This is a genomic window from Paraburkholderia sp. DD10, assembly GCF_049177125.1.
GTDB classification, from domain to species: domain Bacteria; phylum Pseudomonadota; class Gammaproteobacteria; order Burkholderiales; family Burkholderiaceae; genus Paraburkholderia; species Paraburkholderia terricola.
This window is the reverse complement of record NZ_CP185393.1, coordinates 2,821,428-2,846,701: the sequence shown is the minus strand read 5'-3', so window position 1 is coordinate 2,846,701 and position 25,274 is coordinate 2,821,428. Positions and strand designations below refer to the sequence as shown.

Annotated in this window: 26 protein-coding genes; 17 read left to right on the top strand and 9 right to left on the bottom strand. The window is 64.4% G+C overall.

Translation table 11 applies throughout. From position 1 onward, the window contains the following. Positions 1-16: 16 nt before the first annotated feature. The 5 genes from araH (at position 17) to pyrF (ending at position 5,016) form a co-directional block, all read left to right on the top strand. Positions 17-1,033, top strand: a complete 1,017-nt coding sequence (gene araH / locus ACOCG7_RS28140; RefSeq protein WP_073429140.1) for an L-arabinose ABC transporter permease AraH — start codon at positions 17-19, stop codon at positions 1,031-1,033. 51 nt (positions 1,034-1,084) lie between these two features. Further along, positions 1,085-1,885 carry an SDR family NAD(P)-dependent oxidoreductase gene (locus tag ACOCG7_RS28135; RefSeq protein ID WP_073429139.1) on the top strand — a complete coding sequence of 267 codons (801 nt, stop codon included), beginning with the start codon at positions 1,085-1,087 and terminating at the stop codon, positions 1,883-1,885. Beyond that, positions 1,882-2,787 carry an SMP-30/gluconolactonase/LRE family protein gene (locus ACOCG7_RS28130; RefSeq protein WP_083083119.1) on the top strand — a complete coding sequence of 302 codons (906 nt, stop codon included), beginning with the start codon at positions 1,882-1,884 and terminating at the stop codon, positions 2,785-2,787. Before ACOCG7_RS28135 ends, ACOCG7_RS28130 begins: the two co-directional genes overlap by 4 nt. A gap of 208 nt (positions 2,788-2,995) precedes the next feature. After that, a complete protein-coding gene (locus ACOCG7_RS28125; RefSeq protein WP_083083121.1) occupies positions 2,996-4,048 on the top strand; it encodes an aldose 1-epimerase in 1,053 nt (350 codons plus the stop codon). Between the two features lie 152 nt (positions 4,049-4,200). Continuing rightward, positions 4,201-5,016 (top strand): orotidine-5'-phosphate decarboxylase, encoded by an 816-nt coding sequence (gene pyrF / locus ACOCG7_RS28120; protein ID WP_083083124.1) that lies wholly within the window; start codon positions 4,201-4,203, stop codon positions 5,014-5,016. 88 nt (positions 5,017-5,104) lie between these two features. Here pyrF and ACOCG7_RS28115 read toward each other — a convergent pair whose 3' ends face one another. The 4 genes from ACOCG7_RS28115 to thiL form a co-directional block, all read right to left on the bottom strand. Beyond that, positions 5,105-5,623, bottom strand: a complete 519-nt coding sequence (locus ACOCG7_RS28115) for a cupin domain-containing protein (RefSeq protein WP_421378139.1) — start codon at positions 5,621-5,623, stop codon at positions 5,105-5,107. A 23-nt stretch (positions 5,624-5,646) separates the two neighbouring features. Then, on the bottom strand, positions 5,647-6,147 hold the full coding sequence (locus ACOCG7_RS28110; RefSeq protein WP_073429135.1) for a CinA family protein: 501 nt from the start codon (positions 6,145-6,147) through the stop codon (positions 5,647-5,649). A 73-nt stretch (positions 6,148-6,220) separates the two neighbouring features. Further along, a complete protein-coding gene (locus tag ACOCG7_RS28105) occupies positions 6,221-6,778 on the bottom strand; it encodes a phosphatidylglycerophosphatase A (protein ID WP_176035725.1) in 558 nt (185 codons plus the stop codon). Beyond that, positions 6,768-7,766, bottom strand: coding sequence for a thiamine-phosphate kinase (gene thiL, locus ACOCG7_RS28100; protein WP_083083126.1), 999 nt, complete (start codon positions 7,764-7,766; stop codon positions 6,768-6,770). Before thiL ends, ACOCG7_RS28105 begins: the two co-directional genes overlap by 11 nt. 228 nt (positions 7,767-7,994) lie before the next feature. Between thiL and ACOCG7_RS28095 the strand changes: the two genes are divergently transcribed. The 3 genes from ACOCG7_RS28095 (at position 7,995) to ACOCG7_RS28085 (ending at position 11,747) form a co-directional block, all read left to right on the top strand. Further along, positions 7,995-10,334, top strand: coding sequence for an NADP-dependent malic enzyme (locus ACOCG7_RS28095; RefSeq protein ID WP_073429133.1), 2,340 nt, complete (start codon positions 7,995-7,997; stop codon positions 10,332-10,334). A 422-nt stretch (positions 10,335-10,756) separates the two neighbouring features. After that, positions 10,757-11,170 carry a ribonuclease gene (locus ACOCG7_RS28090; RefSeq protein ID WP_073429132.1) on the top strand — a complete coding sequence of 138 codons (414 nt, stop codon included), beginning with the start codon at positions 10,757-10,759 and terminating at the stop codon, positions 11,168-11,170. Between the two features lie 16 nt (positions 11,171-11,186). Further along, positions 11,187-11,747 carry a barstar family protein gene (locus ACOCG7_RS28085; RefSeq protein WP_073429154.1) on the top strand — a complete coding sequence of 187 codons (561 nt, stop codon included), beginning with the start codon at positions 11,187-11,189 and terminating at the stop codon, positions 11,745-11,747. Between the two features lie 196 nt (positions 11,748-11,943). Here ACOCG7_RS28085 and ACOCG7_RS28080 read toward each other — a convergent pair whose 3' ends face one another. The 3 genes from ACOCG7_RS28080 to speE all read right to left on the bottom strand — a co-directional run bounded on the left by ACOCG7_RS28080 (position 11,944) and on the right by speE (position 14,093). Next, positions 11,944-12,684, bottom strand: coding sequence for a 16S rRNA (uracil(1498)-N(3))-methyltransferase (locus tag ACOCG7_RS28080; protein ID WP_114163164.1), 741 nt, complete (start codon positions 12,682-12,684; stop codon positions 11,944-11,946). Between the two features lie 19 nt (positions 12,685-12,703). Beyond that, entirely contained in the window at positions 12,704-13,117 is a 414-nt protein-coding gene (locus ACOCG7_RS28075) for a VOC family protein (protein ID WP_073429130.1), read from the bottom strand. 103 nt (positions 13,118-13,220) lie between these two features. Further along, complete coding sequence (speE, locus tag ACOCG7_RS28070) at positions 13,221-14,093, bottom strand: polyamine aminopropyltransferase (protein ID WP_114163163.1); 873 nt, start codon at positions 14,091-14,093, stop codon at positions 13,221-13,223. A 279-nt stretch (positions 14,094-14,372) separates the two neighbouring features. On the opposite strand from speE, the gene tkt reads away from it, so the two are divergent. Then, positions 14,373-16,394 carry a transketolase gene (gene tkt, locus ACOCG7_RS28065; protein ID WP_114163162.1) on the top strand — a complete coding sequence of 674 codons (2,022 nt, stop codon included), beginning with the start codon at positions 14,373-14,375 and terminating at the stop codon, positions 16,392-16,394. Between the two features lie 95 nt (positions 16,395-16,489). Then, on the top strand, positions 16,490-17,500 hold the full coding sequence (gap, locus tag ACOCG7_RS28060; RefSeq protein WP_073429127.1) for a type I glyceraldehyde-3-phosphate dehydrogenase: 1,011 nt from the start codon (positions 16,490-16,492) through the stop codon (positions 17,498-17,500). A gap of 81 nt (positions 17,501-17,581) precedes the next feature. Here the strand turns inward: gap and ACOCG7_RS28055 are convergent, their stop codons facing one another. Next, positions 17,582-18,274 (bottom strand): FadR/GntR family transcriptional regulator, encoded by a 693-nt coding sequence (locus tag ACOCG7_RS28055; RefSeq protein WP_083083129.1) that lies wholly within the window; start codon positions 18,272-18,274, stop codon positions 17,582-17,584. A gap of 226 nt (positions 18,275-18,500) precedes the next feature. Between ACOCG7_RS28055 and ACOCG7_RS28050 the strand changes: the two genes are divergently transcribed. The 3 genes from ACOCG7_RS28050 to ACOCG7_RS28040 all read left to right on the top strand — a co-directional run bounded on the left by ACOCG7_RS28050 (position 18,501) and on the right by ACOCG7_RS28040 (position 21,476). After that, the gene (locus tag ACOCG7_RS28050; protein WP_083084183.1) at positions 18,501-19,829 is read left to right on the top strand and encodes a C4-dicarboxylate transporter DctA; all 1,329 of its coding nucleotides are present in this window, start codon (positions 18,501-18,503) and stop codon (positions 19,827-19,829) included. Positions 19,830-19,939: 110 nt separating this feature from the next. Beyond that, entirely contained in the window at positions 19,940-20,950 is a 1,011-nt protein-coding gene (gene alc, locus ACOCG7_RS28045; protein WP_083083131.1) for an allantoicase, read from the top strand. Positions 20,951-20,963: 13 nt separating this feature from the next. Beyond that, positions 20,964-21,476: an ureidoglycolate lyase gene (locus ACOCG7_RS28040; RefSeq protein WP_083083133.1), complete on the top strand. Its 513-nt coding sequence runs from the start codon at positions 20,964-20,966 to the stop codon at positions 21,474-21,476. Positions 21,477-21,589: 113 nt separating this feature from the next. Here the strand turns inward: ACOCG7_RS28040 and fur are convergent, their stop codons facing one another. Beyond that, positions 21,590-22,018, bottom strand: coding sequence for a ferric iron uptake transcriptional regulator (gene fur, locus ACOCG7_RS28035; RefSeq protein WP_006051897.1), 429 nt, complete (start codon positions 22,016-22,018; stop codon positions 21,590-21,592). 158 nt (positions 22,019-22,176) lie between these two features. On the opposite strand from fur, the gene bamE reads away from it, so the two are divergent. The 4 genes from bamE to ACOCG7_RS28015 all read left to right on the top strand — a co-directional run bounded on the left by bamE (position 22,177) and on the right by ACOCG7_RS28015 (position 25,226). Next, the gene (gene bamE / locus ACOCG7_RS28030; protein ID WP_421378126.1) at positions 22,177-22,998 is read left to right on the top strand and encodes an outer membrane protein assembly factor BamE domain-containing protein; all 822 of its coding nucleotides are present in this window, start codon (positions 22,177-22,179) and stop codon (positions 22,996-22,998) included. A 189-nt stretch (positions 22,999-23,187) separates the two neighbouring features. Further along, complete coding sequence (dapB, locus tag ACOCG7_RS28025) at positions 23,188-23,985, top strand: 4-hydroxy-tetrahydrodipicolinate reductase (RefSeq protein WP_083083137.1); 798 nt, start codon at positions 23,188-23,190, stop codon at positions 23,983-23,985. A 71-nt stretch (positions 23,986-24,056) separates the two neighbouring features. After that, entirely contained in the window at positions 24,057-24,767 is a 711-nt protein-coding gene (locus ACOCG7_RS28020; protein WP_073429121.1) for a MotA/TolQ/ExbB proton channel family protein, read from the top strand. Between the two features lie 27 nt (positions 24,768-24,794). Next, positions 24,795-25,226, top strand: coding sequence for an ExbD/TolR family protein (locus ACOCG7_RS28015; protein ID WP_083083139.1), 432 nt, complete (start codon positions 24,795-24,797; stop codon positions 25,224-25,226). The last annotated feature ends 48 nt before the right edge of the window (positions 25,227-25,274 follow it).

The window sequence follows — 25,274 nt, the reverse complement described above, 5'->3', positions numbered from 1 at the left end:
GGGAGGAGTATTCAAAATGCAAGCCAGAGAAAACCTCGCGCAACAGGCCGCCAAAAGCGCCGCCGAAGCGCTGATTCCGCAGCCCAACGATCGTGCGAAATGGTGGCAGCAAATCACCGAGTACAGCCTGATCGTGATCTTCATCGTGATGTTCGTCACGATGTCGCTGACCGTCGATCACTTCTTCTCGATCGACAACATGCTCGGCCTCGCGCTGTCGATCTCGCAGATCGGCATGGTCGCGTGCACGATGATGTTCTGTCTCGCGTCGCGCGATTTCGATTTGTCCGTCGGTTCGACGGTCGCGTTTGCCGGCGTGCTGTGCGCGATGGTGCTGAACGCCACCGGTAATACGTTCATCGCGATCGTCGCGGCGGTGTTCGCCGGAGCGGTGATCGGCTTCGTGAACGGCGCGGTGATCGCGTATCTGCGCGTCAACGCGCTGATCACCACGCTCGCGACGATGGAAATCGTCCGCGGTCTCGGCTTTATCGTGTCGCACGGGCAGGCGGTCGGCGTGTCGTCGGATACGTTCATCGAGCTGGGCGGCCTGAGCTTCTTCGGCGTGTCGCTGCCGATCTGGGTCACGCTGATGTGCTTCATCGTATTCGGGGTGATGCTCAACCAGACCGTGTACGGCCGCAATACGCTCGCGATCGGCGGCAATCCCGAAGCGTCGCGTCTCGCCGGCATCAACGTCGAACGCACGCGCGTTTATATCTTCCTGATTCAAGGCGCGGTGACGGCGCTGGCGGGTGTGATCCTCGCGTCGCGGATCACGTCGGGTCAGCCGAACGCGGCGCAAGGCTTCGAGCTGAACGTGATTTCGGCGTGCGTGCTGGGCGGCGTCTCGCTGCTCGGCGGCCGCGCGACGATTTCCGGCGTCGTGATCGGCGTGCTGATCATGGGCACGGTCGAGAACGTGATGAACCTGCTGAACATCGACGCGTTCTACCAGTACCTCGTGCGCGGCGCGATCCTGCTCGCCGCCGTGCTGCTCGACCAGTTGAAGAACCGCGGATCGCGCGACTAAACTCGCGATCAATGCTGCGACTCACCACTTTGTTCTAAAAGGAATCGAACGATGTCGTCTCCGGCCAATGCAAACGCCCGTCTCGCGGGGAACGTGTTCGCGCGCTACCCGAGTCTCGTCGACCGCACGGTGTTGATCACGGGCGGCGCGACCGGTATCGGCGCATCGTTCGTCGAGCATTTCGCGGCGCAAGGCGCGCGCGTCGCGTTCTTCGATATCGATGCGCAAGCGGGCGAAGCGCTCGCCGACGAACTCGGCGATTCGAAGCACAAGCCGCTGTTCCTGCCGTGCGATCTGACCGACATCGACGCGCTGCAAAAAGCGATCGCCGACGTCAGGGCCGCGCTCGGCCCGATTCAGGTGCTGGTGAACAACGCCGCGAACGACAAGCGTCACACGATCGGCGAAGTCACCGCCGCTTCGTTCGACGCGGGCATCGCGGTGAATATCCGCCACCAGTTCTTCGCGGCCCAGGCGGTGATGGAGGACATGAAAGCGGCCAACAGCGGCTCGATCATCAATCTCGGCTCGATTAGCTGGATGCTGAAGAACGGCGGCTATCCGGTGTACGTGATTTCGAAATCGGCGGTGCAGGGTTTGACGCGCGGTCTCGCGCGCGACCTCGGGCATTTCAATATTCGCGTGAATACGCTGGTGCCGGGCTGGGTGATGACGGAGAAGCAGAAGCGCCTGTGGCTCGACGACGCGGGCCGCCGCTCGATCAAGGAAGGGCAGTGCATCGACGCCGAGCTGGACCCCGCTGACCTCGCGCGCATGGCGCTGTTCCTCGCGGCGGACGACAGCAAGATGATCACCGCGCAGGACATCGTGGTGGACGGAGGCTGGGCGTGAGTGCGGGATCGCGTACCCCGCATCGCGCGGCGCTGCTGCTCGATACGAAATGCACGCTCGGCGAGGGCGCGACGTGGTGTGCGCAAACCGGCCGCTTCTACTGGGTCGACATCGAAGGCGCGCGCCTGTGGCGCCACGATCCGAGCGACGGCCGCACGACGTTCTGGCGCATGCCCGAGCGCCTTGGCACTTTCGCGTTGTGCGCCGATCCGCATTACCTGTTGCTAGGTCTCGCCACGCATCTGGCGTTCCTCGACCTGGCCACCGGCGAGACGCAGCGTATCGTCGACGTCGAACCCGGCCTGAACACGCGCGTCAACGACGGCCGCTGCGATCGCCAGGGGCGCTTCGTGTTCGGCACGAAAGACGAAGGCGCGCCGTTGCAAGCGATCGGCGGTTTCTACCGGCTGAACCGCGATCTCTCGCTGGAGCGTCTGCCGCTGCCCGCGCCGGCGATCTCGAACAGCATCGCGTTCAGCCCCGACGGCGCGACGATGTACTACTGCGATTCGCCGACTCGCGAAATCCGCGCCTGCGACTATCGCGCGGACGGCGGTGTCGCCAACGACCGCCTCTTCGCGACGCTGACGGACGCCACCGGCGAGCCCGACGGCTCGACCGTCGATCGCGACGGCGGCTTGTGGAACGCGCAGTGGGGCGGCGGGCGCGTCGTGCGTTATGGCGCGGACGGCGTGGAAACGGAACGCGTCGACGTGCCGACCACGCAGCCGAGCTGCGTCGCGTTCGGCGGCCCGCAACTGGGCACCCTCTACATCACGAGCGCGCGCATCGGGCTGGACGCGGCGGCGCTCGCGGGCGACGCTCGCGCGGGCGGCGTGTTCATCGCCACGCCCGCGCATCGGGGATTGCCTGAGCCGGTGTTCCAGGGCGCGCCCGCATAGCGCAGAATGACGCTGCCTCATTCGCGGGGCGGCGGCGCGGCGTGTCGATGCAGTGAATTTGAAAGCCAATCAGAAGTCGACGTCGCAAATCCGATGGCAGCACATCGGCAGCATGCAGTTCGGACCCAGAGGCGACCGGTGTAAAAAATCGCCCACAGCATCCGTCAGCAATGACGGCCACGTCCCACGCCTCTCGATGGAGCCAGATATGACTGTTGCGAATCTTGTTTCCTCTTCGTCCCAGAGCCGGCGCTCGCGACTCGCCGCCGCGGCCAATCCCGTGCTGGCGGGCCCCAGCACGTCGGCGGTGGCGGTCGGCGAAACCAGCGGCGGCGAACTCGCGTGCATCACGCTCGCCAACGCGCAGTTGCGTCTCGACGTCGCGCCCACGCTCGGCGGCGGCATCACGCGTTTCGACTGGCGCGACGACGGCGCGCTTACGCCGATTTTTCGTCGCTGCCGCCACCTCACCGCGGATACGCAGCCGAATGAACTGGCTTGCTATCCGCTGCTGCCGTATTCGAACCGGATCGGCGGCGGGCGCTTCACCGTCGCGGGACGGCGTGTCGACGTGCCGCGCAATCGCGCCGACGAACCGTTGCCGATTCATGGCGACGGCTGGCAATCCGCCTGGCAGGTGGCCGAGTCGGACCGCGAGAACGTGCGTCTGACGCTCGATCGTCACGACGGCAAGCCCTACGCGTTTCGCGCGACGCAAAGCTATACGCTGGACGGCCCCACGCTCGTCATCACGCTCGAAGTCGAGAACGCGGGCCGCGAGGCGCTGCCGTTCGGACTCGGCGTGCATCCCTTCTTCGTGCGCGACGCCGCTACCGAACTATCGGCCGCGGCCGGCGGCCTCTGGCTTTCCGGCGACGACTGGCTGCCGGTGCGCCACGTGCCGGCGCCGCCCGCGTGGCAATTCGGCGTGGCGTATCCGCTGCCGGACACCATCGTCAATCACGCGTTTACCGGCTGGAGCGGACAGGCGGCGGTGGTGTGGCCCAAGCGCCGCCTGTCGCTGAACATCGCAGCCGACACCGACTATTACGTGCTGTACACGCCGCGCGGTGAGGATTTCTTCTGTTTCGAACCGGTGGATCATCCGATCAACGCGATGAACCTGGCCGGCGGCGCGTGCGAAAACGGCATGACGTTGCTAGGACGCGGCGAGCGCTTGACGCGCACCTTTCGCTTCACGGTCGAACGCACGGGTTTGCGCTCGATGCCGGGCGCGCGCGGGTCGCGGCGGCGGCAGTAGGGCGGAGCGGGGCGAGAGGGGCGCGCGAGGAGCATTGGCATGGTGCAGGCGTGGACCAGCCGCTGGCGCCCGACACGCCCGAGCGCGGCCCGCCGCTCAGCACGGGTAAAATACGCGCCTCTTTCCGCAATCGGCTCGCCGCGAGACCCTCCATGTCCAATTTCATCCAGACACTCAACGACGCGTGGCAGCGCACAAACTCGCTGCTGTGCGTCGGCCTCGATCCCGAGCCCAGCAAATTTCCGGGCGCGCTCGCGGGCCGTTCCGACGCGATCTTCGATTTCTGCCGCACCATCGTCGACGCCACCGCGCCGTATGCGTCGTCGTTCAAACCGCAGATCGCCTACTTCGCGGCGCATCGCGCGGAAGACCAGCTCGAACAGCTGATCGCCCACATTCATGCGAAGCATCCGGGCTTGCCGGTGATTCTGGACGCGAAGCGCGGCGACATCGGCAGCACCGCCGAACAGTACGCGCGCGAGGCGTTCGAGCGCTATCAGGCGGACGCGGTGACGGTGAATCCGTACATGGGTTTCGATTCGATCGAGCCGTATCTGGCGCACGAAGGCAAGGGCGTGATCGTGTTGTGCCGCACCTCGAACGCGGGCGGCTCGGATCTGCAATTCCTGGAGACGGGCGGCCGTCCGCTGTATCAGGTCGTCGCGCAACTGGCGGCGGATAAGTGGAACGCGAGCGGCCAGCTGGGTCTGGTGGTCGGCGCGACTTTCCCGAAGGAAATCGAAGCGGTGCGGGGGATCGTCGGCGACATGCCGCTGCTGATTCCGGGCATCGGCGCGCAAGGCGGCGACGTCGAGGCAACGGTGAATGCCGGGCGCACCGCGAACGGCACGGGCATGCTGATCAACTCGTCGCGCGCGATCATTTACGCCGGCAAGGACGACGATTTCGCCGACGCCGCGGCGAACGCCGCGAAGCAAACGCGGGACCGGATCAATGCGTTTCGGTGATGGACGGCGGTCGTTGATTACAACCGTGTCTTGAGGGAATCGGGCGCGACCGGTTTGCGAATCGGGTGCGCCCGAGCGCGATTCAACGCTACCCGGTGCGGCCCGGCCCGAGCCGCTCGATCAATGCCGCATGCCGGGGATACCGCGCCTTCAACGCGCCGACATCCGCCAGTTCGAACTCGCTGAATTCAAATCCCGGCGCCACCGTGCAGCCCACCAGCGCAAACGTCGACGGATCGGCGCATTCCGCGGCAAACCACAAACCCGCCGGCACCACGGCCTGAAACACGGCATCGGCATGCGTCAGCGCATTGCCCAGGCGGTGCGTCACCAGCGCGCCCGCTTCATCGAGCACATGAACGAGCAAGGGCTCGCCGGCAGGGAAATGCCAGAGCTCGTCGGACTTGATCCGATGCCACGCCGAATGCGCGCCGTCGCACAGCAGGTAATAGATCGCGGTGGATGCCGAGCGCGTTTGCGCTGAACCGTCGGCGCGCGTCACGCGTTCCGCCGACCGGTACGTCTCGCTGAAAAACCCGCCTTCGGGATGCGGTTTCAGATCGAAGCGGCGAATCAATGCGTCCTTGGCTGCGAGGGAATCGGTCATCGGTTTCGGCATTCCAGCGACGTTTAATGTTCGCGTTCGTCGAGCAAGGCGAGCATGCCGCGCAGCGAATGCGCGGCGGCCTGCACGCGGATCTGTTCGCGATCGCCCTTGAAGATTTTCGTTTCCACCGACGTATGCAGCCGGTTGCTCCAGCCGAACGACACCATGCCGACCGGCTTGGCCGCGGTGCCGCCGCCGGGGCCGGCGACGCCGGTGATCGACAGCGACACCTGCGCGCGGCTGTTGCGCAGCGCGCCCTCGGCCATCGCGCGCGCGACCTGTTCGCTGACCGCGCCGTGCTTGTCGATGAGATCGGGCGGCACGCCGATCATCTCGCACTTCGCCTGATTCGAATACGTGACGAAGCCACGTTCGAACCAGCCGCTGCTGCCGGAAATATCGGTAATCGCGGTCGCCACCATGCCGCCCGTGCAGGATTCGGCGGTGACGAGCAGCAGGCGCTCATCGCGCAGGCGGTTGCTCACGCGAATCGCGAGCTGATGAACCACGGAATCGGTAGGCATGGCGTCGTCAATCCGAAAAACAGGGGCGGCGGTTGGAATCCCGGCGGCACAGCGGCGTTGCCGGGCGGCGCGGTTAAACCGACATGCGCCAGAGCGCAATCACGAGCAGCGTGAAAAACGCGGCGACCAGGTCGTCGAACATGATGCCAAAACCACCCTTCAGACGGCGATCGAAATAACTGATCGGCGGCGGTTTCACCATGTCGAAGAAGCGGAACACGATGAAGGCCCAGAACTGGCCGGTCAGCGTGACGGGCGTGACCATCAGCAGCACCAGCCAGAACGCGACGATTTCGTCCCACACTACAGGCGACGGATCGTCGGTGCCGAGCTTCCTCGCGGTAAACCCGCAAATCGCGATGCCGAAGATAAAGCCGGCGGCGATCAGCACGCCCCACTCGATCACGGTCAGATAGCGGCTCAATACCGCGAACGAGGCCCAGGCGAACAGCGTGCCGACCGTTCCCGGCGCGACGGGCGACAAGCCGCTGCCGAAACCGAGCGACAGAACGTGCAGCGGATGCGACAGCATGAAACGCGCGGTGGCGCGGCGCGGCTGCGGGCGGGGCGCTTTGGGCGGCTCGTTGCCGATGAGATCGTCGGCGGGGCCGAGCGGTTGATCAGTCTGCATGAAAGTGGTCGAAGCCTTGCAACGTCAGAGTGAGCGGCGCGCCGGCGGCATCGCGCCAGTCGATCGCGGGGCGGTCGGCCGCCGTTTGAAGAGCGCTTATTGTACCGATGCGCGTGACCGGCACGCCCGCCTCGCGGCCGGCTGTTTCCACCGAGGCGCGCGCGGCGGGCGGCGCGGTGAAGCACAGTTCGTAATCGTCGCCGCCCGCGAGCGTGCAGCGCCGCTGGACCTCGGGCGACAGACGGCGCAGCGCGGCCGAACGCGGCACGGCGTCGGCGTCGACGGTGGCGCGCAGGTTCGAGCGTTCGAGGATGTGCAGCAGATCGCCGGCGAGTCCATCCGACAGATCGAGCGCCGCGTGCGCGATGCCGCGCAGCGCGAGACCGAGCGCGACGCGCGGCTCCGGGCGTTCGAGCGCATGGCGAAACCTCGCGGCGTCGTCGGCGTCCGCGGACCATTCGCCGCGCTGCACGCCGAGCCCGGCGCGCGCGTCGCCGAGCGTGCCGGAAATCCAGATGTCGTCGCCCGGCCGCGCGGCGTCGCGGCGCAGCGCCATGCGCGGCGGCACGCTGCCGAACACGGTGATGCACAGGTTCAACGGGCCGCCGGTGGTGTCGCCGCCGATCAACGCGCAGCCGTGGCGTTCGGCCAGCGCGAAGAGGCCCTCGCTGAAGGCGGCGAGCCAGGCTTCGTCCGCTTTCGGCAGGGAGAACGCCAGCGTGAACGCTTGCGGCTGCGCGCCCATCGCGGCGAGGTCCGACAGGTTCACCGCGAGCGCCTTGTGACCCAGCGCCTCGGGATCGATATCGGGAAAGAAGTGGCGGCCTTCCACCAGCATGTCCGTGGATATCGCCAGCACCTCGCCGGCGCGGGGCGCGAGTAGTGCGCAGTCGTCGCCGATGCCGAGCGTGTCCGCCGCGGCGTCGGACGGTTGGGCCGCGGCGCGGCGCGCGAAGAAACGGTCGATCAGCGAGAACTCGGAGAGCATGGGTGGCGATGGGTGAAGGATAGGGGCCGCGAAAGCGTCACGACAAGGCTGCGAGAGCCGCCGCGCGACGCGCATTCGACGAAGATGCCACGGTTCGGCACTCGGCGCGCGGGTGGTTCGAGCGCGGTTTGCGCCTGGCCCGAAGCACGCCGGGCTGGTCTTTCGCTACGTTTCAGTCGCGGCAGTTGTACCCGTATTGAAGGGATACAGCGGGCGATTGGGGCTACAATGCCGTCGAACATCTATTCTAATCTGCCCTTCGAAGCCCGCCTTATGTCGACTCCCGTCAATAGCAAACTCCGCGAAGCCGCCCTCGATTACCACGAGTTTCCCACCCCAGGGAAGATCGCGATCGCACCCACCAAGCAGATGATCAACCAGCGCGACCTCGCGCTCGCGTACTCGCCGGGCGTTGCGTTCGCGTGCGAGGAGATCGTCGAAAATCCGCTGAACGCCGCGCGCTTCACCGCGCGCAGCAATCTGGTCGGCGTCGTCACGAACGGCACCGCGGTGCTGGGTCTCGGCAACATCGGGCCGCTCGCGTCGAAGCCGGTCATGGAAGGCAAGGCTGTGCTGTTCAAGAAGTTCGCCGGCATCGACGTGTTCGATATCGAGCTGAACGAATCCGATCCGCATAAGCTGGTCGACGTGATCGCGGCGCTGGAGCCGACCTTCGGCGGCATCAACCTCGAGGACATCAAGGCGCCGGACTGCTTCATCGTCGAACGCGAATGCCGCAAGCGCATGAAGATTCCGGTTTTCCACGACGACCAGCACGGCACGGCGATCGTCGTCGCGGCGGCCATCACCAACGGTTTGAAGGTGGTCGGCAAGGACATCAAGGAAGTCAAGCTGGTGTCGTCGGGCGCGGGCGCGGCGGCGCTGGCCTGCCTGGATCTGCTGGTCGACATCGGCCTGCCGCTCGAAAACATTACCGTCACGGACCTGGCCGGCGTGGTCTACAAGGGCCGCGTCGAACTGATGGACCCGGACAAGGAACGTTTCGCCCGCGAAACCGCGGCGCGCACGCTTGCCGAGGCGATCGGCGGCGCGGACGTTTTCCTGGGTCTTTCGGCCGGCGGCGTGCTCAAGCAGGAGATGGTCAAGCAGATGGCGGACAAGCCGCTGATTCTGGCGCTGGCCAACCCGACACCGGAAATCCTCCCGGAGCTGGCGCTGGAAGTGCGCCCGGACGCCGTGCTGTGCACGGGCCGCACCGACTACCCGAACCAGGTGAACAACGTGCTGGTGTTCCCGTTCCTGTTCCGCGGCGCGCTGGACGCGGGCGCGACGACGGTGACGCGTGAAATGGAAATCGCGGCGGTGAATGCGATCGCCGAACTGGCGCGCCAGGAGCAGAGCGATATCGTCGCGACGGCTTACGGCATTCAGGATCTGTCGTTCGGGCCGGAATATCTGATTCCGAAGCCGTTCGACCCGCGCCTGATCGTCAAGGTCGCGCCGGCGGTGGCGAAGGCCGCGATGGATTCGGGCGTCGCCGAGCGTCCGATCGAGGACATGGACGCGTACGAACAGCATCTGCAGCAGTTCGTGTATCACAGCGGTACGACCATGAAGCCGATTTTCCAGCTCGCGCGCAGCGTCGAGCCGGAGAAAAAGCGCATCGTGTTCGCCGAGGGCGAGGAAGAGCGCGTGCTGCGCGCGATGCAGATCATCGTCGATGAAAAGCTGGCCAAGCCGATTCTGATCGGCCGTCCGGCGGTGATCGAGCAGCGGATCGCGCGTTACGGCCTGCGTCTGGTGGCGGGTCAGGACTATACGGTCGTGAACACCGATCATGACGAGCGCTACCGCGATTTCTGGCAGGAATACGCCAAGATGATGTCCCGCAAGGGCATCACGGCGCAGATGGCGAAGCTCGAAATGCGCCGCCGCACCACGCTGATCGGCGCGATGCTGGTGAAGAAGGGCGAAGCGGACGGCATGATCTGCGGCACGATCAGCACGACGCATCGGCATCTGCACTTCATCGACCAGGTGATCGGCAAGCGCGAGGGTTGCGCCGTCTACGCGGCGATGAATGCGCTGGTGCTGCCGAATCGGCAGATTTTCCTGGTCGATACGCACGTGAACGTCGATCCGACGCCGGAACAACTGGCCGAGATCACGATCATGGCCGCCGAGGAAGTGCGCCGTTTCGGTATCGAACCGAAGGTCGCGCTGGTGTCGCATTCGAACTTCGGTTCGAGCAATGCGCCGACCGCGCAGAAGATGCGCGACACGCTGGAGATTCTGCGGGAGCGTGCGCCCGATCTGCAGGTGGACGGCGAAATGCACGGCGACGTCGCGCTCGACGCCAATCTGCGCCGCGAAGTGCTGCCCGATTCGACGCTCGAAGGCGATGCGAACCTGCTCGTGCTGCCGAACATCGACGCAGCCAACATCTCGTACAACCTGTTGAAGACCGCTGCGGGCAATAACATCGCGATTGGTCCGATGCTGCTTGGCGCGGCCAAGCCGGTTCACGTGCTGACCGCTTCGGCCACCGTGCGCCGTATCGTCAATATGACGGCGTTGCTGGTGGCGGATGTGATCGCCGCCCGCTGATCCCTGGCGGGGCGGAATGTGTAGCGCTGATCGACTTTCTTCGGCGCCACGCAAAAAAAGGCGTGCCCGCAATGGGCACGCCTGCGGGTAAGCAGGGGATTGCCACCCAAAAGGCAAACGACACAGTCAAGCTTTCGGGACTTCGAGAGCCCAAAGTCCCCGCGACGGGAAATAGCGGCAGAGGCACGCATGCGATGTCGCAACACCATGCCATCGGTCTCTGTTTGCGCCGTCGCGCTAATATTAGCCTGATCAGGCTAAGTAATCTGTCAAAAGTCGTCAAAGCCCGTTCCGGGGCCCTTTCCCGCCTGACGAAAGATTTCGCCTGCCCGGCGAACGTTGATTCCGTTGGCTATTAGCGATACCCTTACGACTTTCATGGTCGTCAAACTCGTGATCTAACAGCGGGGAACCCCTGATACATGGCACGCAAGTGGTTGGGCATGAAAGGCGTGCTGATCGGTGCTTTGACGCTCTGCGCTTTATCCGGCACCGTGCCTGGCGCGTTTGCTCGCGACTCCACGGCACCGGGTACAAACGCTCAGGGGCAGGGCGGCATCGCGGTGGCGCAATTGCCGCGCGAGGCAGTCAATACATTGAACTTGATCGACGCTGGCGGGCCTTATCCCTATGAAAAGGACGGCATCGTGTTCGGCAATCGCGAACGATTGCTGCCGGCCCATCGGCGCGGCTACTACCACGAATACACCGTTCCCACGCCTCGCTCACGTAATCGCGGGGCGCGCCGCATCGTCTGCGGAGGTCCGCTAAGGCGCACCGATAACTGCTACTACTCGGACGACCACTACACCACTTTTAATCGTATTGTTGAATGACATCGGGATGAACGGCATGAGCGACAACGTCTACGCGCACGACTCCGGAGTCGCGACGGATCTTTTCGCGGCCGGCGACGGCAATTTGTTCCAACGCGTCATGCAGATGCGTGCCGGCGATCAGGGCCGCGATAACCAGAGCGAAGCCAGCACTGTGCTTTCATCGAACGAGGAGCCCATGAGCCTTTTCAAGACCGTACGACCGAACATCGTACAGTCGATCCGCGCGTTTCGCGTGCAGGATCTCGCTGACGAGGCCAATCAACTCGGTCAGCATTTCCTGTATGCGTATTGCGCTAACGCGCAGTCCAAACAGGAAGTGCTCGAGACTATCGCCACGTCGTTCCTGTTCCCGAAGCATTTCGGCAAGAATTACGACGCGCTTTACGATTGCCTCACCGAATTGGTTCAAAAGGCGGGCGCCCAGCCCGGTTTCGTGATCGTGCTCGAACAATTGCCGGTCGCGCAAAAGTTCGACAAGGAAGGCCGCGAGACGCTGCTCGACGTGTTCCGCGAAGCGGCCGAGTTCTGGGCCGAGCGCAAGGTGGCGTTCCGGGTGTTTTACTCGTTTGCCTGATCAGTCGCCCGAGCGCCGCTTGTTCCGGGAAAGGTTGCAGAAAAGAGAAAGGCCCGCCGATTTTTGGCGGGCCTTTCTCTTTTCTGCTCTCTAAACGGGGGGCGATGCACTTGACGCTGCTTCGTCTGACGAGTCGGGCGCATAGCGCGGCAGCTCGTCGAGATAGTGCCGTGCGCGGGACGGCGTGGGCGCCGACTTACCAGCCGCCCCAGCGAGCCGCCAGCGCGGCGAGGACCGCGATGCCAGCCGTTTCGGTGCGCAACACGCGTGGCCCGAGGCCGATGACCGCGAATCCGTAGGCGGTGGCGGCCGCTTCCTCGACTGCGGAAAAACCGCCTTCCGGACCGATCAGCACGGTGACGCGTCCTTGCGGCGGCTCGGTGGGCAATGCCGAAAAGCTCATGTTGGCGCGCGGCGACAACAGAATGCGCAATTCGCCTTCTTGCGGTGTCCGTGGCAGCGCGCCGAGCCAGGTGGCGATCTCGCGCACCGGCATGACTTCCGGCAGGCGATTGCGCCCGCACTGCTCACACGACGCGCGCACGACGCCTTCCCAATGCGCATGCCGCCGTTGCGCACGCTCGCTGGCAAGCCGCACGACGCTGCGCGTGGTGGTTAGCGGCACGAAACAGGAGGCGCCGAGTTCGACCGCCTTTTCGATGAGCCAGTCCATCTTGTCGCCGCCCGCAATACCTTGCGCGAGTGTGAGGTGGTACGGCGTTTCGACTTCCACCGCGCGAAATTCACGAACTATCGCCTTGGCCGAGCGGCGTTCGACCTCGACGAGTTCGGCGCTGTACTCACCGCCTTTGCCGTTGAACAGCACAATCGAATCACCGGGCTGCAAGCGCAGCACGAGAACGTGGCGGGTGACGTCATCGGGCAACTGCAAGATGTCGTCGGGGTTGAGGGGCATACCGACGAAAAAGCGAGGCATCAGAAAAATACTCATTGGTTCACGAAAGGTGGCGAGCGAGCGCCCAACGGTAGCCGTCCAGATCTTCGACCTGGGCGAACCGGTCGCCCCAGAACTGATCCTGTGGCTCGCTCAGCGATTTTGCACCGGCGGCTAGCGCGCGTGCGTAAACCGCGTCGACATCGTCGACATAGACATAGAAGGATTGCGGCGCAATTGCGCCCGCGCTTTTCGGGGTTTTCGCCGCCGAGCCGAACGCGCCTTCCGGCGCGAACATCACGATCAACTGTCCTTGATAAGTCATTTCGACATGCATGACGACCCCGTCGTCCTGCACGCTGTCACGGACCTCGAAACCGAAAGCGGCCTCGAAGAAGGCAGTCGCGACACGCGCGTCGCGCACCGTCAGATAGGGGGTCAACCAAGGCACACCGGCTGGGCGGGAGGCGGTCATGGAGTTCTCCGGATCTATGGGGTTTGCGAGACGCAGGCGAGGCAGGCAACCGCGATCGATACGCCGATTGCGCGTTGACTGAACCGTATATTGTGCCCGCGTGTTAGCACAACGGCTTTAGGAATCGACTTAGTTTATCCCGCGCTAACGACGATGCCGAAAAGAGGCCGGCGTGCAAGGCCGGGGCATAGTGCTTGAGCGAGTCAATTTGCCGCGCTTCGAGGCGCTGTGCAAGCGTTTCGGAAGCGATGGCGGCCGGGTCGAGCGCGTCGCTGGCGGTCGCCATCATCCACAGCGAGCCGTAGAGCGGAACGAAGGTGTTCATCGTGCGCACGACGGCGAACGTGGTCCGTAAGCCGTCGAGCAGGTCCGCGATACGCCGCGGATGAAAGTAGGGCGAGCCGAGGTGTACGGAGAGCACGGCGGCCGGGCTCATTACCCGCTTGAGGTGTGCGTAGAAATTGGGTGTATAGAGCCCGGCGGCAGGCGAATCGGGCGGAGTAAGGTCGAATACGACGAGATCGAACCGCGCCGTTGCCGTTGCCGCCACGTAATGCGCGGCGTCGCCGATGACCAGTTCGACGCGCGGATCGTCGAAAGCCCCGCCTTGCACCTGTGGCAGATGTTCGCGCGTCAGGCGTACTACCTCCTCGTCGAGCTCCGCGACCACGATCCGCTCGATGCTCGGGTGCCTGAGCAGTTGCCGCGCGGCGCCGCCATCGCCGCCGCCCAGCACCAGAGCACTTCGCGGCGACGGATGCGCCAGCGCGGCCGGATGCACCATGCATTCGTGATAGATGAACTCGTCGCCGGTCGAAGTCATCGGGCGGCCGTCGAGCGTGAAGAGCCGGCCGAGCTGCGGCGTGTCCCACACCTCGATGCGCTGATAAGGCGAATCGACGCGCGCAACCAGTTTCGCGTTCGGAAAACCGTACACGGCGTCGGGACTCGGGTGGAACAGCAAGAGAGTGCTCACGGGATGACGGGCTCTGTCCGGAGCGCGGCGAATTCAGGTTGCATAATTGTAAAGGACCACGCGCCGCGCGGCGTTGCAGGGCGCGGGGGCCGCACGGACGGGCGGCTTTCCGCGCAGGGCGGGTCTAACGTTCTGTTAGAATGTGACGCTTTCAGCCTTGTCCGTTTGCTCTGCCCGTTTCGCGTCTCCCGGCGCCGCACCGTGCGCCGAGGCGGACTGGCCGCCGAGCTTCCGGGCCTCAAGCGCACACCGCCTTTTGACTCTGTCTCCGGACTCGACATGACGACCCCGTCTCCCGCACCCACTTCCTTGATGGCCAACGCAATCCGCGCGTTGTCCATGGACGCCGTTCAACAAGCGAATTCCGGTCACCCCGGCATGCCGATGGGCATGGCCGAAATCGGTGTGGCTTTGTGGTCGCGCCATCTGCGCCATAACCCGAAGAACCCGCAATGGGCCGATCGCGACCGTTTCGTGCTGTCGAACGGCCATGGCTCCATGCTGCTGTACTCGCTGCTGCACCTCACCGGCTACGATTTGCCGATCGAGGAGCTGAAGAACTTCCGCCAGATGCATTCGAAGACGCCGGGCCATCCGGAATACGGCATCACGCCGGGCGTCGAGACCACCACCGGCCCGCTCGGCCAGGGATTGGCGAACGCCGTCGGCATGGCGCTCGCGGAGTCGCTACTCGCCACTGAATTCAACAAGCCCGACGCGAAGATCGTCGACCACCACACGTATGTGTTCGTCGGCGACGGTTGCCTGATGGAAGGCATTTCGCACGAGGCCTGTTCGCTTGCCGGCGTGCTGAAGCTGAACAAGCTGATCGCGTTCTACGACGACAACGGCATCTCGATCGACGGCGAAGTGGTGCACTGGTTCCACGACGACACGCCGAAGCGCTTCGAAGCCTACGGCTGGAACGTGATCCCGAACGTGGTCGGCCACGACGTCGACGCGGTGGACGCGGCGATCAAGCAAGCGAAGCAATCGGACAAGCCCACGCTGATCTGCTGCAAGACCGTCATCGGCGAAGGCGCGCCGACCAAGGCCGGCAGCCACGACTCGCACGGCGCGCCGCTCGGCGACAAGGAAATCGCGGCGACGCGTGAAGCGATCGGCTGGAAGTGGGAGCCGTTCGTGATCCCGCAGGAAGTGTATGCGGCGTGGGACGCGAAGGAGGGCGGCGCGCGTCTCGAGTCCGACTGGGATAAGGCATTCGCTGCTTACCAGGCAAAATATCCGCGGGAAGCCGCCGAATTTTCGCGCCGCATGGCCAAGCAACTGCCGACCGACTGGGCGGACAAGGCGAAGGCGATCATCGCCGGCGCGAACGAACGCGCGGAAACCGTCGCAACGCGCAAGGCATCGCAGCAGGCCATCGAAGGTTTGTCGGCCGTGCTGCCGGAACTGCTCGGCGGTTCCGCCGACCTGACCGGTTCGAACCTGACCAACTGGAAGGCCGCCAAGCCCGTGCGGGTGAACCCGGAAGGCCTGGCAGCCGGCAACTACGTGAACTACGGCGTGCGCGAGTTCGGCATGAGCGCCGCGATCAACGGCGTGGCGCTGCATGGCGGCTTCAAGGCCTTCGGCGGCACGTTCCTGACGTTCTCTGACTACAGCCGCAACGCGCTGCGCGTCGCCGCGCTGATGAAGGCGCCGTCGATCTTCGTATTCACGCACGACTCGATCGGTCTGGGCGAGGACGGTCCGACGCACCAGTCGATCGAACACGTCGCGAGCCTGCGTCTGATTCCGCATCTGCAAGTGTGGCGGCCGGCCGACACAGTCGAAACGGCCGTGGCCTGGACCCACGCGGTGGAACATCACGGTCCGTCGTGCCTGATTTTCAGCCGTCAAAACCTGCCGTTCTCGGAGCGCACCGACGCGCAGATCGCCAACATCGAAAAGGGTGGTTATGTGCTGCGCGACTGGAATGACGAGATCGTCGCGCGCAAGGTCATCCTGATCGCGACCGGTTCGGAAGTGGAACTGGCGTTGAAGGCAATCGAGCCGCTCGCGCGCGAAGGTATCGCGGCGCGCGTCGTGTCGATGCCGTCGACCACCGTGTTCGACAAGCAGGACGCCGAATACCGCGAGCGCGTGCTGCCGAAGGGCGTGCGCCGTGTCGCGATCGAAGCGGGCGTGACGGATTTCTGGCGCAAGTACGTGGGTCTGGAGGGCGGCGTGGTCGGCATCGACACGTTCGGCGAATCGGCCCCCGCTGGCGTGCTGTTCAAGCATTTCGGCTTCACCGTCGAGCATGTTGTGGAGACGGCTAAAGCCGCACTCGGCTGATCTTCCGCAAGCGTTGCCGTCTGCGTGCGAACGCGCGGCAACGCTGCCGGTCAGACGAACATGGACGTATTTTTTCAGCCATCAGGAGATAGACCATGACGATTCGCGTCGCAATCAACGGCTACGGCCGGATCGGCCGCAACACGTTGCGCGCCTTCTATGAAAACGGCAAGAAGCACGATATCGAAATCGTCGCCATCAACGATCTCGGCGATGCCAAGACCAATGCTCACCTGACGCAATACGATACCGCGCACGGCAAGTTCCCCGGCGAAGTGTCGGTGGACGGCGACTACCTCGTCGTCAACGGCGACAAGATCCGCGTGCTGGCCAACCGCAATCCGGCGGAACTGCCGTGGGGCGAGTTGAACGTCGACGTCGTGATGGAATGCACGGGCTTTTTCACGACCAAGGAAAAGGCGAGCGCGCACATCAAGGGCGGCGCAAAGAAAGTGATCATCTCCGCGCCGGGCGGCAAGGACGTCGACGCAACGATCGTCTACGGCGTGAATCACAACGTGTTGAAGGCATCGGACACGGTGATCTCGAACGCATCGTGCACGACCAACTGCCTCGCGCCGCTCGTCAAGCCGCTGAACGACAAGATCGGCCTCGTGAACGGTCTGATGACCACGATCCACGCATACACGAACGACCAGGTTTTGACGGACGTGTACCACGAAGACCTGCGCCGCGCGCGCTCGGCCACGCATAGCCAGATCCCGACCAAGACCGGCGCCGCATCGGCGGTCGGCTTGGTGCTGCCGGAACTGAACGGCAAGCTGGACGGCTACGCGATTCGCGTGCCGACGATCAACGTGTCGGTTGTCGATCTGTCTTTCATCGCCGCGCGCGACACGACGGTGGATGAAGTCAACAAGATCATGAAGGAAGCGTCGGAAGGCGCGCTGAAGGGCATTCTCGGCTACAACGACGCGCCGCTGGTGTCGATCGACTTCAACCACAACCCGGCTTCGTCGACGTTCGACGCGACGCTGACCAAGGTGTCGGGCCGCCTGGTGAAGGTGTCGAGCTGGTACGACAACGAGTGGGGCTTCTCCAACCGCATGCTGGACACGGCGGTGGCGCTGGCCAACGCGAAGTAAGTCGTCTGCTTCGTTCGCCCTGCGGTCTTGTTTTGACGGCAGGCGAAGGGAGAAAAAAAGCCGCTCCTCGGAGCGGTTTTTTTACGTCCGCGGCGTCGGGAAATAGACGCCGGCCCGCTGCGCGGCGTTGGAGATATGAGTTTCGATCGCCTTGCCCGCCGCTGCCGAGTCGCGCGCCGTGAGCGCATCCAGAATCGCGCGATGTTCGTTGTAGGTGGACAGCACCAGTTCGCGCCGATAGAACGGCAGACGCTGGCTTTCCTTCATGATGTCGGCGCTGCTGCTGAGGATCGATTCGATCGCCGCGTTGCCGGCAATGCCCACCATCCGCATGTGGAAGTCGTAGTCGAGGCGTGCGGCTTCGTCGAGTTCTTCGCAGGCGAGCGCTGTTTGCATGGCCGCGATATTGTCCTCGAACCACACGAGGTCGGATTCGCTGACGGCGAGCGCCGCCATGCGTGCGACAAAACCCTCCAACGCAAAGCGCACCTGATAGGTATCCGGCAGCGACGATTGGTTTGCGAAGCGCCAGGATTGCGCGGCCTTGGCCTGCGAACTTTCCACGTAGACGCCCTTGCCGGGCCGTATCACCAGCAGACCGAGCGCTTCCAGCGTGGAAAGCGCCTCGCGTAGCGACGCGCGGCTGATCGTCAGTTCCTCGGAGAGCTGACGCTGCGCCGGCAGCAAACTTCCCACCGGATAGACCCCCGCCTCGATCCGTTCGCGGATGGTCGCGATGGCGGCGTCTGTGACGGTGTGCGGGACGTTCTTCATCGTGGCTCACTTGAGAATGCGGTCTGACCAGCATTGTAATACGTGTCCCGAATGCCGTGCGGTCAAGCGTCATCGGCATATTCGCCGAACCTTGGCAGTCAGGGAAAATAGCGGGTAAACACTGTTTTTGTAATCCTTGACGCCAGTATATCGGCTTCCTACTATTCGCCATAACAGCACTGGTCGGACCAGTCTGAACTGAGTGAACCGCAACCAGGAGGAAGCCGTGTTGAAATTCTTCAATTCGCTATTTGGCCGGGTCGTCATTGCGCTGCTGGCCGGCATCGTGATCGGCGCGGTGTTCCCGCACTTCGCCCAATCGCTGCGCCCGCTCGGCGACGGCTTCCTGAAGCTGATCAAGATGGTGATCGGCCCAATCGTCTTTTGCGTCGTGGTGAGCGGCATGGCGCATGCCGGCGATCTGCGCAAGGTCGGGCGCGTCGGCCTGAAGGCGGTGATCTACTTCGAGGTGATGACGACGATCGCGCTCGTGATCGGCGCCGTGCTGGCCTATGTCACGCGACCGGGCGTCGGCATGAACATCGATCTGCATTCGCTCGATCCGGCTTCGCTGTCGACATACGCCGAGCACGCGAAGAGCCTCAAGGACACGGCGGGCTTTCTGCTGAAGATCATCCCCGATACGGCGATGAACGCGTTCGCGACCGGCGACATCCTGCAAATCCTCGTGTTTTCGGTGCTGTTCGGCTCGGCGCTGTCTCTGCTCGGCACCAAGGCGCAGCGTGTGAGCAGCCTGATCGACGAACTCGCCCAGGTGTTCTTCCGGGTGATGAGCTTCATCATCAAGCTGGCGCCGCTCGGTGTGCTCGGCGCGATCGCGTTCACCACCGGCAAGTACGGCGTCGACTCGCTCAAGCAACTCGGCATGCTGGTGCTCGTGTTCTACGCGAGCTGCATCGTGTTCGTGGTCGTGGTGCTGGGCGTGGTGATGCGGCTGGCCGGCTTCAACGTTTTCAAGCTGATCCGCTATCTGCGGGAGGAACTGTCGATCGTGCTCGGCACGGCGTCGTCCGATGCGGTGTTGCCGCAGGTCATGCGCAAGCTCGAATGGATGGGCGTGAAGGATTCGACGGTCGGTCTCGTGATTCCGACCGGCTACTCGTTCAATCTCGACGGTTTCTCCATTTATCTGACCCTGGCTGTGATTTTCATCGCGCAGGCCACCAACACGCCGCTGTCCACGCACGACCTCATCGTGGTGGTGCTGGTATCGCTGGTGACGTCGAAGGGCGCGCACGGCATTCCGGGCTCGGCCATCGTGATTCTGGCCGCGACGTTGTCCGCCATTCCGGCGATTCCCGTCCTCGGCCTCGTGCTGATCCTGCCGGTCGACTGGTTCGTCGGCATTGCCCGCGCGCTGACCAACCTGATCGGCAATTGCGTGGCGACGGTGGTCGTCGCGGTGTGGGAAAACGATATCGACCGGGCGCGGGCGCATCGCGTGCTGAATCGCGACGCGGCGTTGCGCTACGTCCCGACTGGCGAGGGCATGGACCCCGAGTCTGCCGCCGGCGAACACGCGCCAGCCGTCTGATATCCCGAATCGTCTGACCGACCAGCGCGCCAACGCAGCGCGCTTTTCCGCGCCGGCGGATGCTCCGAAATCCGCTGGCGCTCCTTCACTTTTCGTCGCCTACCGAGACTATGGCCAATCCGATCCTCGACCCGAACGCGCCTGCCTTCACCCGCCGCTATATGAACCTCGCCGACCCGCGTCTGGGCGCGAAAGCGCTCCACGCCAGCGACGAATTCTTCGCGCCGAAAGAACGCATGCTCGACCCTCAGCCCGCGGTGTTCATTCCCGGCAAATACGACGACCACGGCAAGTGGATGGACGGCTGGGAAACTCGCCGTAAGCGCACGACCGGTCACGACTATTGCGTGATCCGGCTCGCGCGGGCGGGCGTCGTGCACGGCGTCGATCTGGATACGAGCCACTTCACCGGCAATTTTCCGCCGGCGGCGTCGATCGACGCCTGCCATGTGGACAGCGACGTGCCGCCGGACAACGCCGACTGGCAAACGCTCGTGCCGCCGACCACGCTGCAGGGCAACCAACACCACTACGTCGAAGTGAACGACGCGCGCGCCTTCACGCATCTGCGCGTGAATCTGTATCCGGACGGCGGCCTCGCGCGCCTGCGCGTGTACGGCCAACCGAAGCGCGACTGGGCGCGCGTGGAGCGCGGCACGCTGCTGGACCTTGCGGCGATTGAGAACGGCGCGTATCTGGTCGCGGCGAATAACCAGCATTTCGGTCCGGCCTCGCAGATGCTGATGCCGGGCCGCGGCGTCAACATGGGCGACGGCTGGGAGACGCGGCGCCGCCGCGAGCCGGGCAACGACTGGGCGATCGTCGCGCTGGCGCGGCCGGGCGTGATCCGCAAGATCGAGGTGGACACCGCGCACTTCAAGGGCAATTTCCCCGACCGCTGTTCGCTGCAAGCCGCTCGCGTGACGGGCGGCACGGACGAATCGCTCGTCACGCAAGCGATGTTCTGGCCCGAACTGCTCGCCGAGCAGAAGCTGCAAATGGACCACGTGCACACGTTCGCGGACGGCATCGCATCGCTCGGGCCTGTCACGCACGTGCGTTTCAATATCTTTCCGGACGGTGGCGTGTCGCGTCTGCGCCTGTGGGGCGACCTCGCATAACGGAGCGGCGTCGATGAAGACATTGCAGATGGAGCGCCTGACGCGAGCCGCCTTCGCGCCATTCGGCGACGTGATCGAACTGGACGGCGCGCGCCATTTCGCGATCAACGGCGGCACGACCGAGCGCTATCACGACCTCGCCGCCGTCGATGTGACGGAGCAGGGCGGCCGGCCGCTGATCAACCTGTTTCGCGCGCAACCGCGTCCGTTGCCGGTCGACATCACGATGATGGAGCGGCACCCGCTCGGCAGCCAGGCGTTCATTCCCTTGACGGCGCGCCGCTATCTGGTGGTGGTCGCGCCGGCGGGCGAATTCGATCCGGCGCGGATGCGCGCATTCTGGAGCGACGGCTGGCAGGGCGTGAACTACGCGAAAGGCGTTTGGCACCATCCGCTGCTGGCGCTCGACGAGATGAGCGATTTCGTGGTGGTCGATCGCGGCGGCGAGCAGCCCAACTGCGACGAACTGACGTTGGAAGAGCCGTGGCGGCTGATGTTCGAAGCAGGCGCCGAACTGTCGGTATAGGACTGCCCGCCCAAGCCCGCCGCCGTGCCCCAAACGCAAAAAGACCCGCCCGATTCACACCGGGCGGGTCTTTTTTCCACCGGACCGCGCACCCCGACGCGGCCCGGATCGCATCAATGCTTGCGATGCGGGCAATTCTCCTTGGTGCACGCGCCGTACAACGCCAACGCGTGCTCCTGCAGCTTGAAGCCGCGTTCCTTCGCGATGGATTGCTGACGGTTCTCGATTTCGGAGTCGAAAAATTCCTCGACGAGCCCGCAATCGAGGCACACGAGATGGTCGTGGTGCGATCCTTCGTTCAATTCGAACACCGCCTTGCCCGATTCGAAATTGCTGCGCGACAGCAAGCCCGCCTGTTCGAATTGCGTGAGGACCCGATAGACGGTGGCAAGGCCGATATCGAGTTCCTCGTGCAACAGGTTGCGGTAGACGTCTTCGGCGGTCAGGTGGCGCACCGGGCTGTGCTGGAAAATCTCAAGGATTTTGAGGCGCGGAAGGGTCGCCTTGAGCCCGATATTCTTGAGATCGGTTGGATTGGTCATGGCAAGGGATCCCTAGAGTACAATGCTGGGCTCTCATAGTAATGTGTTTTTGCCGTTCTGGTCATCTTCGATGGAATGAAACTCGCGCGGCTCGTCAGCGGGCCCGCACGGTGAGTGAAATGATTTCAAAATCTCAATTGATCTACCGGGGGAGCCGCATGCGGGGTACCTTGATCGCTGTTGCGACTGTCGCGGTTCTTGCCGGATGTTCCACTTACGACAGTCTGACGCAGCGCATTGCGCAAAGCATTACCCCGTATCGCATCACGGTGGTGCAAGGCAATTTTGTCTCGAAAGAAGCGGCTTCGCAGATGCAGGTCGGCATGTCCCGCGCTCAGGTGCGGCAGATCCTCGGCACGCCCCTCCTGGCCGACATGTTCCACGCGGATCGCTGGGACTACGTGTTCTATTTCAAGCGCGGTTCGACGAACGTCGTGCAGCAGCGCGACTTCGTGGTCATGTTCGCGGGCGACCGCGTCGCCAGTTGGTCGGGCGGCGAGGACCTGCCGTCCAACCTCGAATTGCTGGCTGAGATCGACGGCGACAGGCGCGGCAAAAAGGCCGCTGCGCCGAACGTAGCCAGCAGTGCCGGCGGCGCGAGCGCGCCGGTGGCGGCCGCAGCGGCGCCGATCGCGGTGGACACGGTGCGTTCGCCGTCCGTCGAGGGCGCTGCCGCGGTAACCGCACCGTCCACGGACGCCAATGCGGAAGCCGCGCAAGCGGCCAATCGTGCGACCAATGCGGTGCAATCGCCGTCCGGCAATACGCGGTCTTCCGTGCGCTCCACCGCGCCGACCCCGAACGCCGGCGGCGTACCGCCACAGGGCCCGACGGCCCCGGGTCAGCCGCAGTTACAGTTCCACCGTCCGCCGCCTCCGCAGGCGCAGGGCGCGCAGAGCAATCCGGTGGGACCGACTGGCTCGCAAACGGGCAACAGTGCGCCGCTGACTACTCCGTCGACTTCGGGAACGAGCGAGTAACCAGGCGGTCGGTGTTTTAAGATGAATACGGCGCGGGCGTGGCGAACGCGTGCCGCGTCACGGCAAGGGCGCCCCGCGTGGCGCCCGCCAGATTCTCCGCTTTCCCATGATGCGCGGCGCCGGTGCGTGCTGCCCGGCGCCGCTTTCTCCCGCACTTGCCGGGTTTTGCCTTTTCGAACCCTCGTAGCCATGAAAATTGCCATTGCTGGCGCATCGGGCCGTATGGGCCGCATGCTCATCGAAACCGTCCTTAACGATCCTGAAGTCACGCTCTCGGGCGCGCTCGACCGTGCGGGTTCCCCGCAACTCGGTCAGGACGCCGGCGCGTTGGTCGGCAAACAGACGGGCGTCGCGCTCACCGACGACATCGAAAGCGTATTCGCCAAATCCGACTACCTGATCGACTTCACGCGTCCCGAAGGCACGCTGGTCCATCTCGAAGCGGCGCAGCGCCACAACGTGAAAATGGTGATCGGCACGACCGGGTTCGACAACGAACAGAAAGTGCAATTGCGCGCCGCGGCGGACAAGATCGCCATCATGTTCGCGTCGAACATGAGCGTCGGCGTGAACGTCACGCTGAAGTTGCTCGAATACGCCGCCAGGCATTTCGCGACCGGCTACGACATCGAAATCATCGAGGCGCATCACCGCCACAAGGTCGACGCGCCGTCGGGCACGGCGCTGACCATGGGCGAAGTGATCGCCAACGCGCTCGGCCGCAATCTCGACGACTGCGCGGTGTACGGCCGCGAAGGCGTGACCGGCGAACGCGATCCGTCCACCATCGGCTTCTCGGCGATTCGCGGCGGCGACATTGTCGGCGACCATACGGTGTTGTTCGCGGGCATCGGCGAGCGCATCGAAATCACGCACAAATCGGCGAGCCGTTTGTCGTATGCACAAGGCGCGCTTCGTGCCGTGCGTTTTCTCGCAGGCCACAAAACCGGTTTCTTCGACATGCAGGACGTGCTCGGCCTGCGTTGAGCGTCTGTCCGGGCGTGCCGGACCGCGGCGCCCGTTCGCGTCCCTCGAATCACTTTCCACGGCGAGGTCAGATGGCAGGCAGCAGCGGCATCATCCATTACCTGCAAACCAGTGACGCGATCACGCATGGCGTCGCTTATGTGCTGCTGGCCATGTCGATTGCGAGCTGGTGTTTTCTGATCGTCAAGAGCTGGATTCTCACCCGCGCGAAACGGCAGGCGGCGCGCGCCATCGCGCAGTTCTGGCAGGCGCCCACGCTCTCCGAGGGTGTCGCGGCGTTGAAGCGCGTGGACCGTGAGCGTGTCTTCACGCCGCTCGCCGAGGCGGCCCTGCATGCGTCCGAAGTGGACATTCCGGGTGCGCTGCTCGCCCGCGTCGAGCGCGGCGAACGGGTGCTGCGGGCGTTGCGCCAGGCGCTCAATGCGTCGCAGCGGCGGCTCGAATTCGGCCAGGTGCTATTGGCCTCGGTAGGCAGCACGGCACCCTTCGTCGGCCTCCTTGGCACCGTCTGGGGTATCTATCACGCGCTCGGCAGCATTGCCGCGAGCGGCCAGGCGCAAATCGAGAACGTCGCCGGTCCGGTGGGCGAGGCGCTCATCATGACCGCGTTCGGCCTCGTGGTCGCGATTCCCGCCGTGCTTGCGTATAACGTGCTCGGGCGCCTCGTGCGGCAATTGTCGGAGGAACTCGACGGCTTCGCGCACGATCTGCACGCATACGTGTGCGCGCCCGTCGAGCAGGCCCACACCGCGCCGCGGGCCCGGCAGGCTCCGACTCACTAAGCGCGTTGCTCACGCGAAAGAGGCGACATGGCATTCGGCGGACTCGAGAAAAAGCAGACGGCCGCGCCGATGGCCGAGATCAACATGACGCCGCTGATCGACGTGATGCTGGTGTTGCTGGTGATTTTTATCATTACCGCGCCTTTATTCACGCACGCAATCCGCCTCGATTTGCCGAAAGTGGCGGCAGCGCCCGCGCGGCAAACGCCGCAAACCATTTCCCTTTCCATCGACGCCGCCGGCAAGCTCTATTGGGACGGCAACGTCATCACGCTCGAGCAGATGCGCGCGCGGTTCGCGCAAGCGGGCAAACAGCCGGAGCAGCCGGAGATTCAACTGCGCGCCGAGCGCTCCACGCGTTACGAAGTGATCGCACAGGTCATGGGCGCGGCGCAGCAGGCCGGGCTCGAGCGGATCGGCTTCGTGACGGACCCGCCGCCGCCTGGCGCGAGCCGCTAGCCAGCTAGCCATACCGCGCGGCGCACCCGTCCGCGAACGGTATAATCA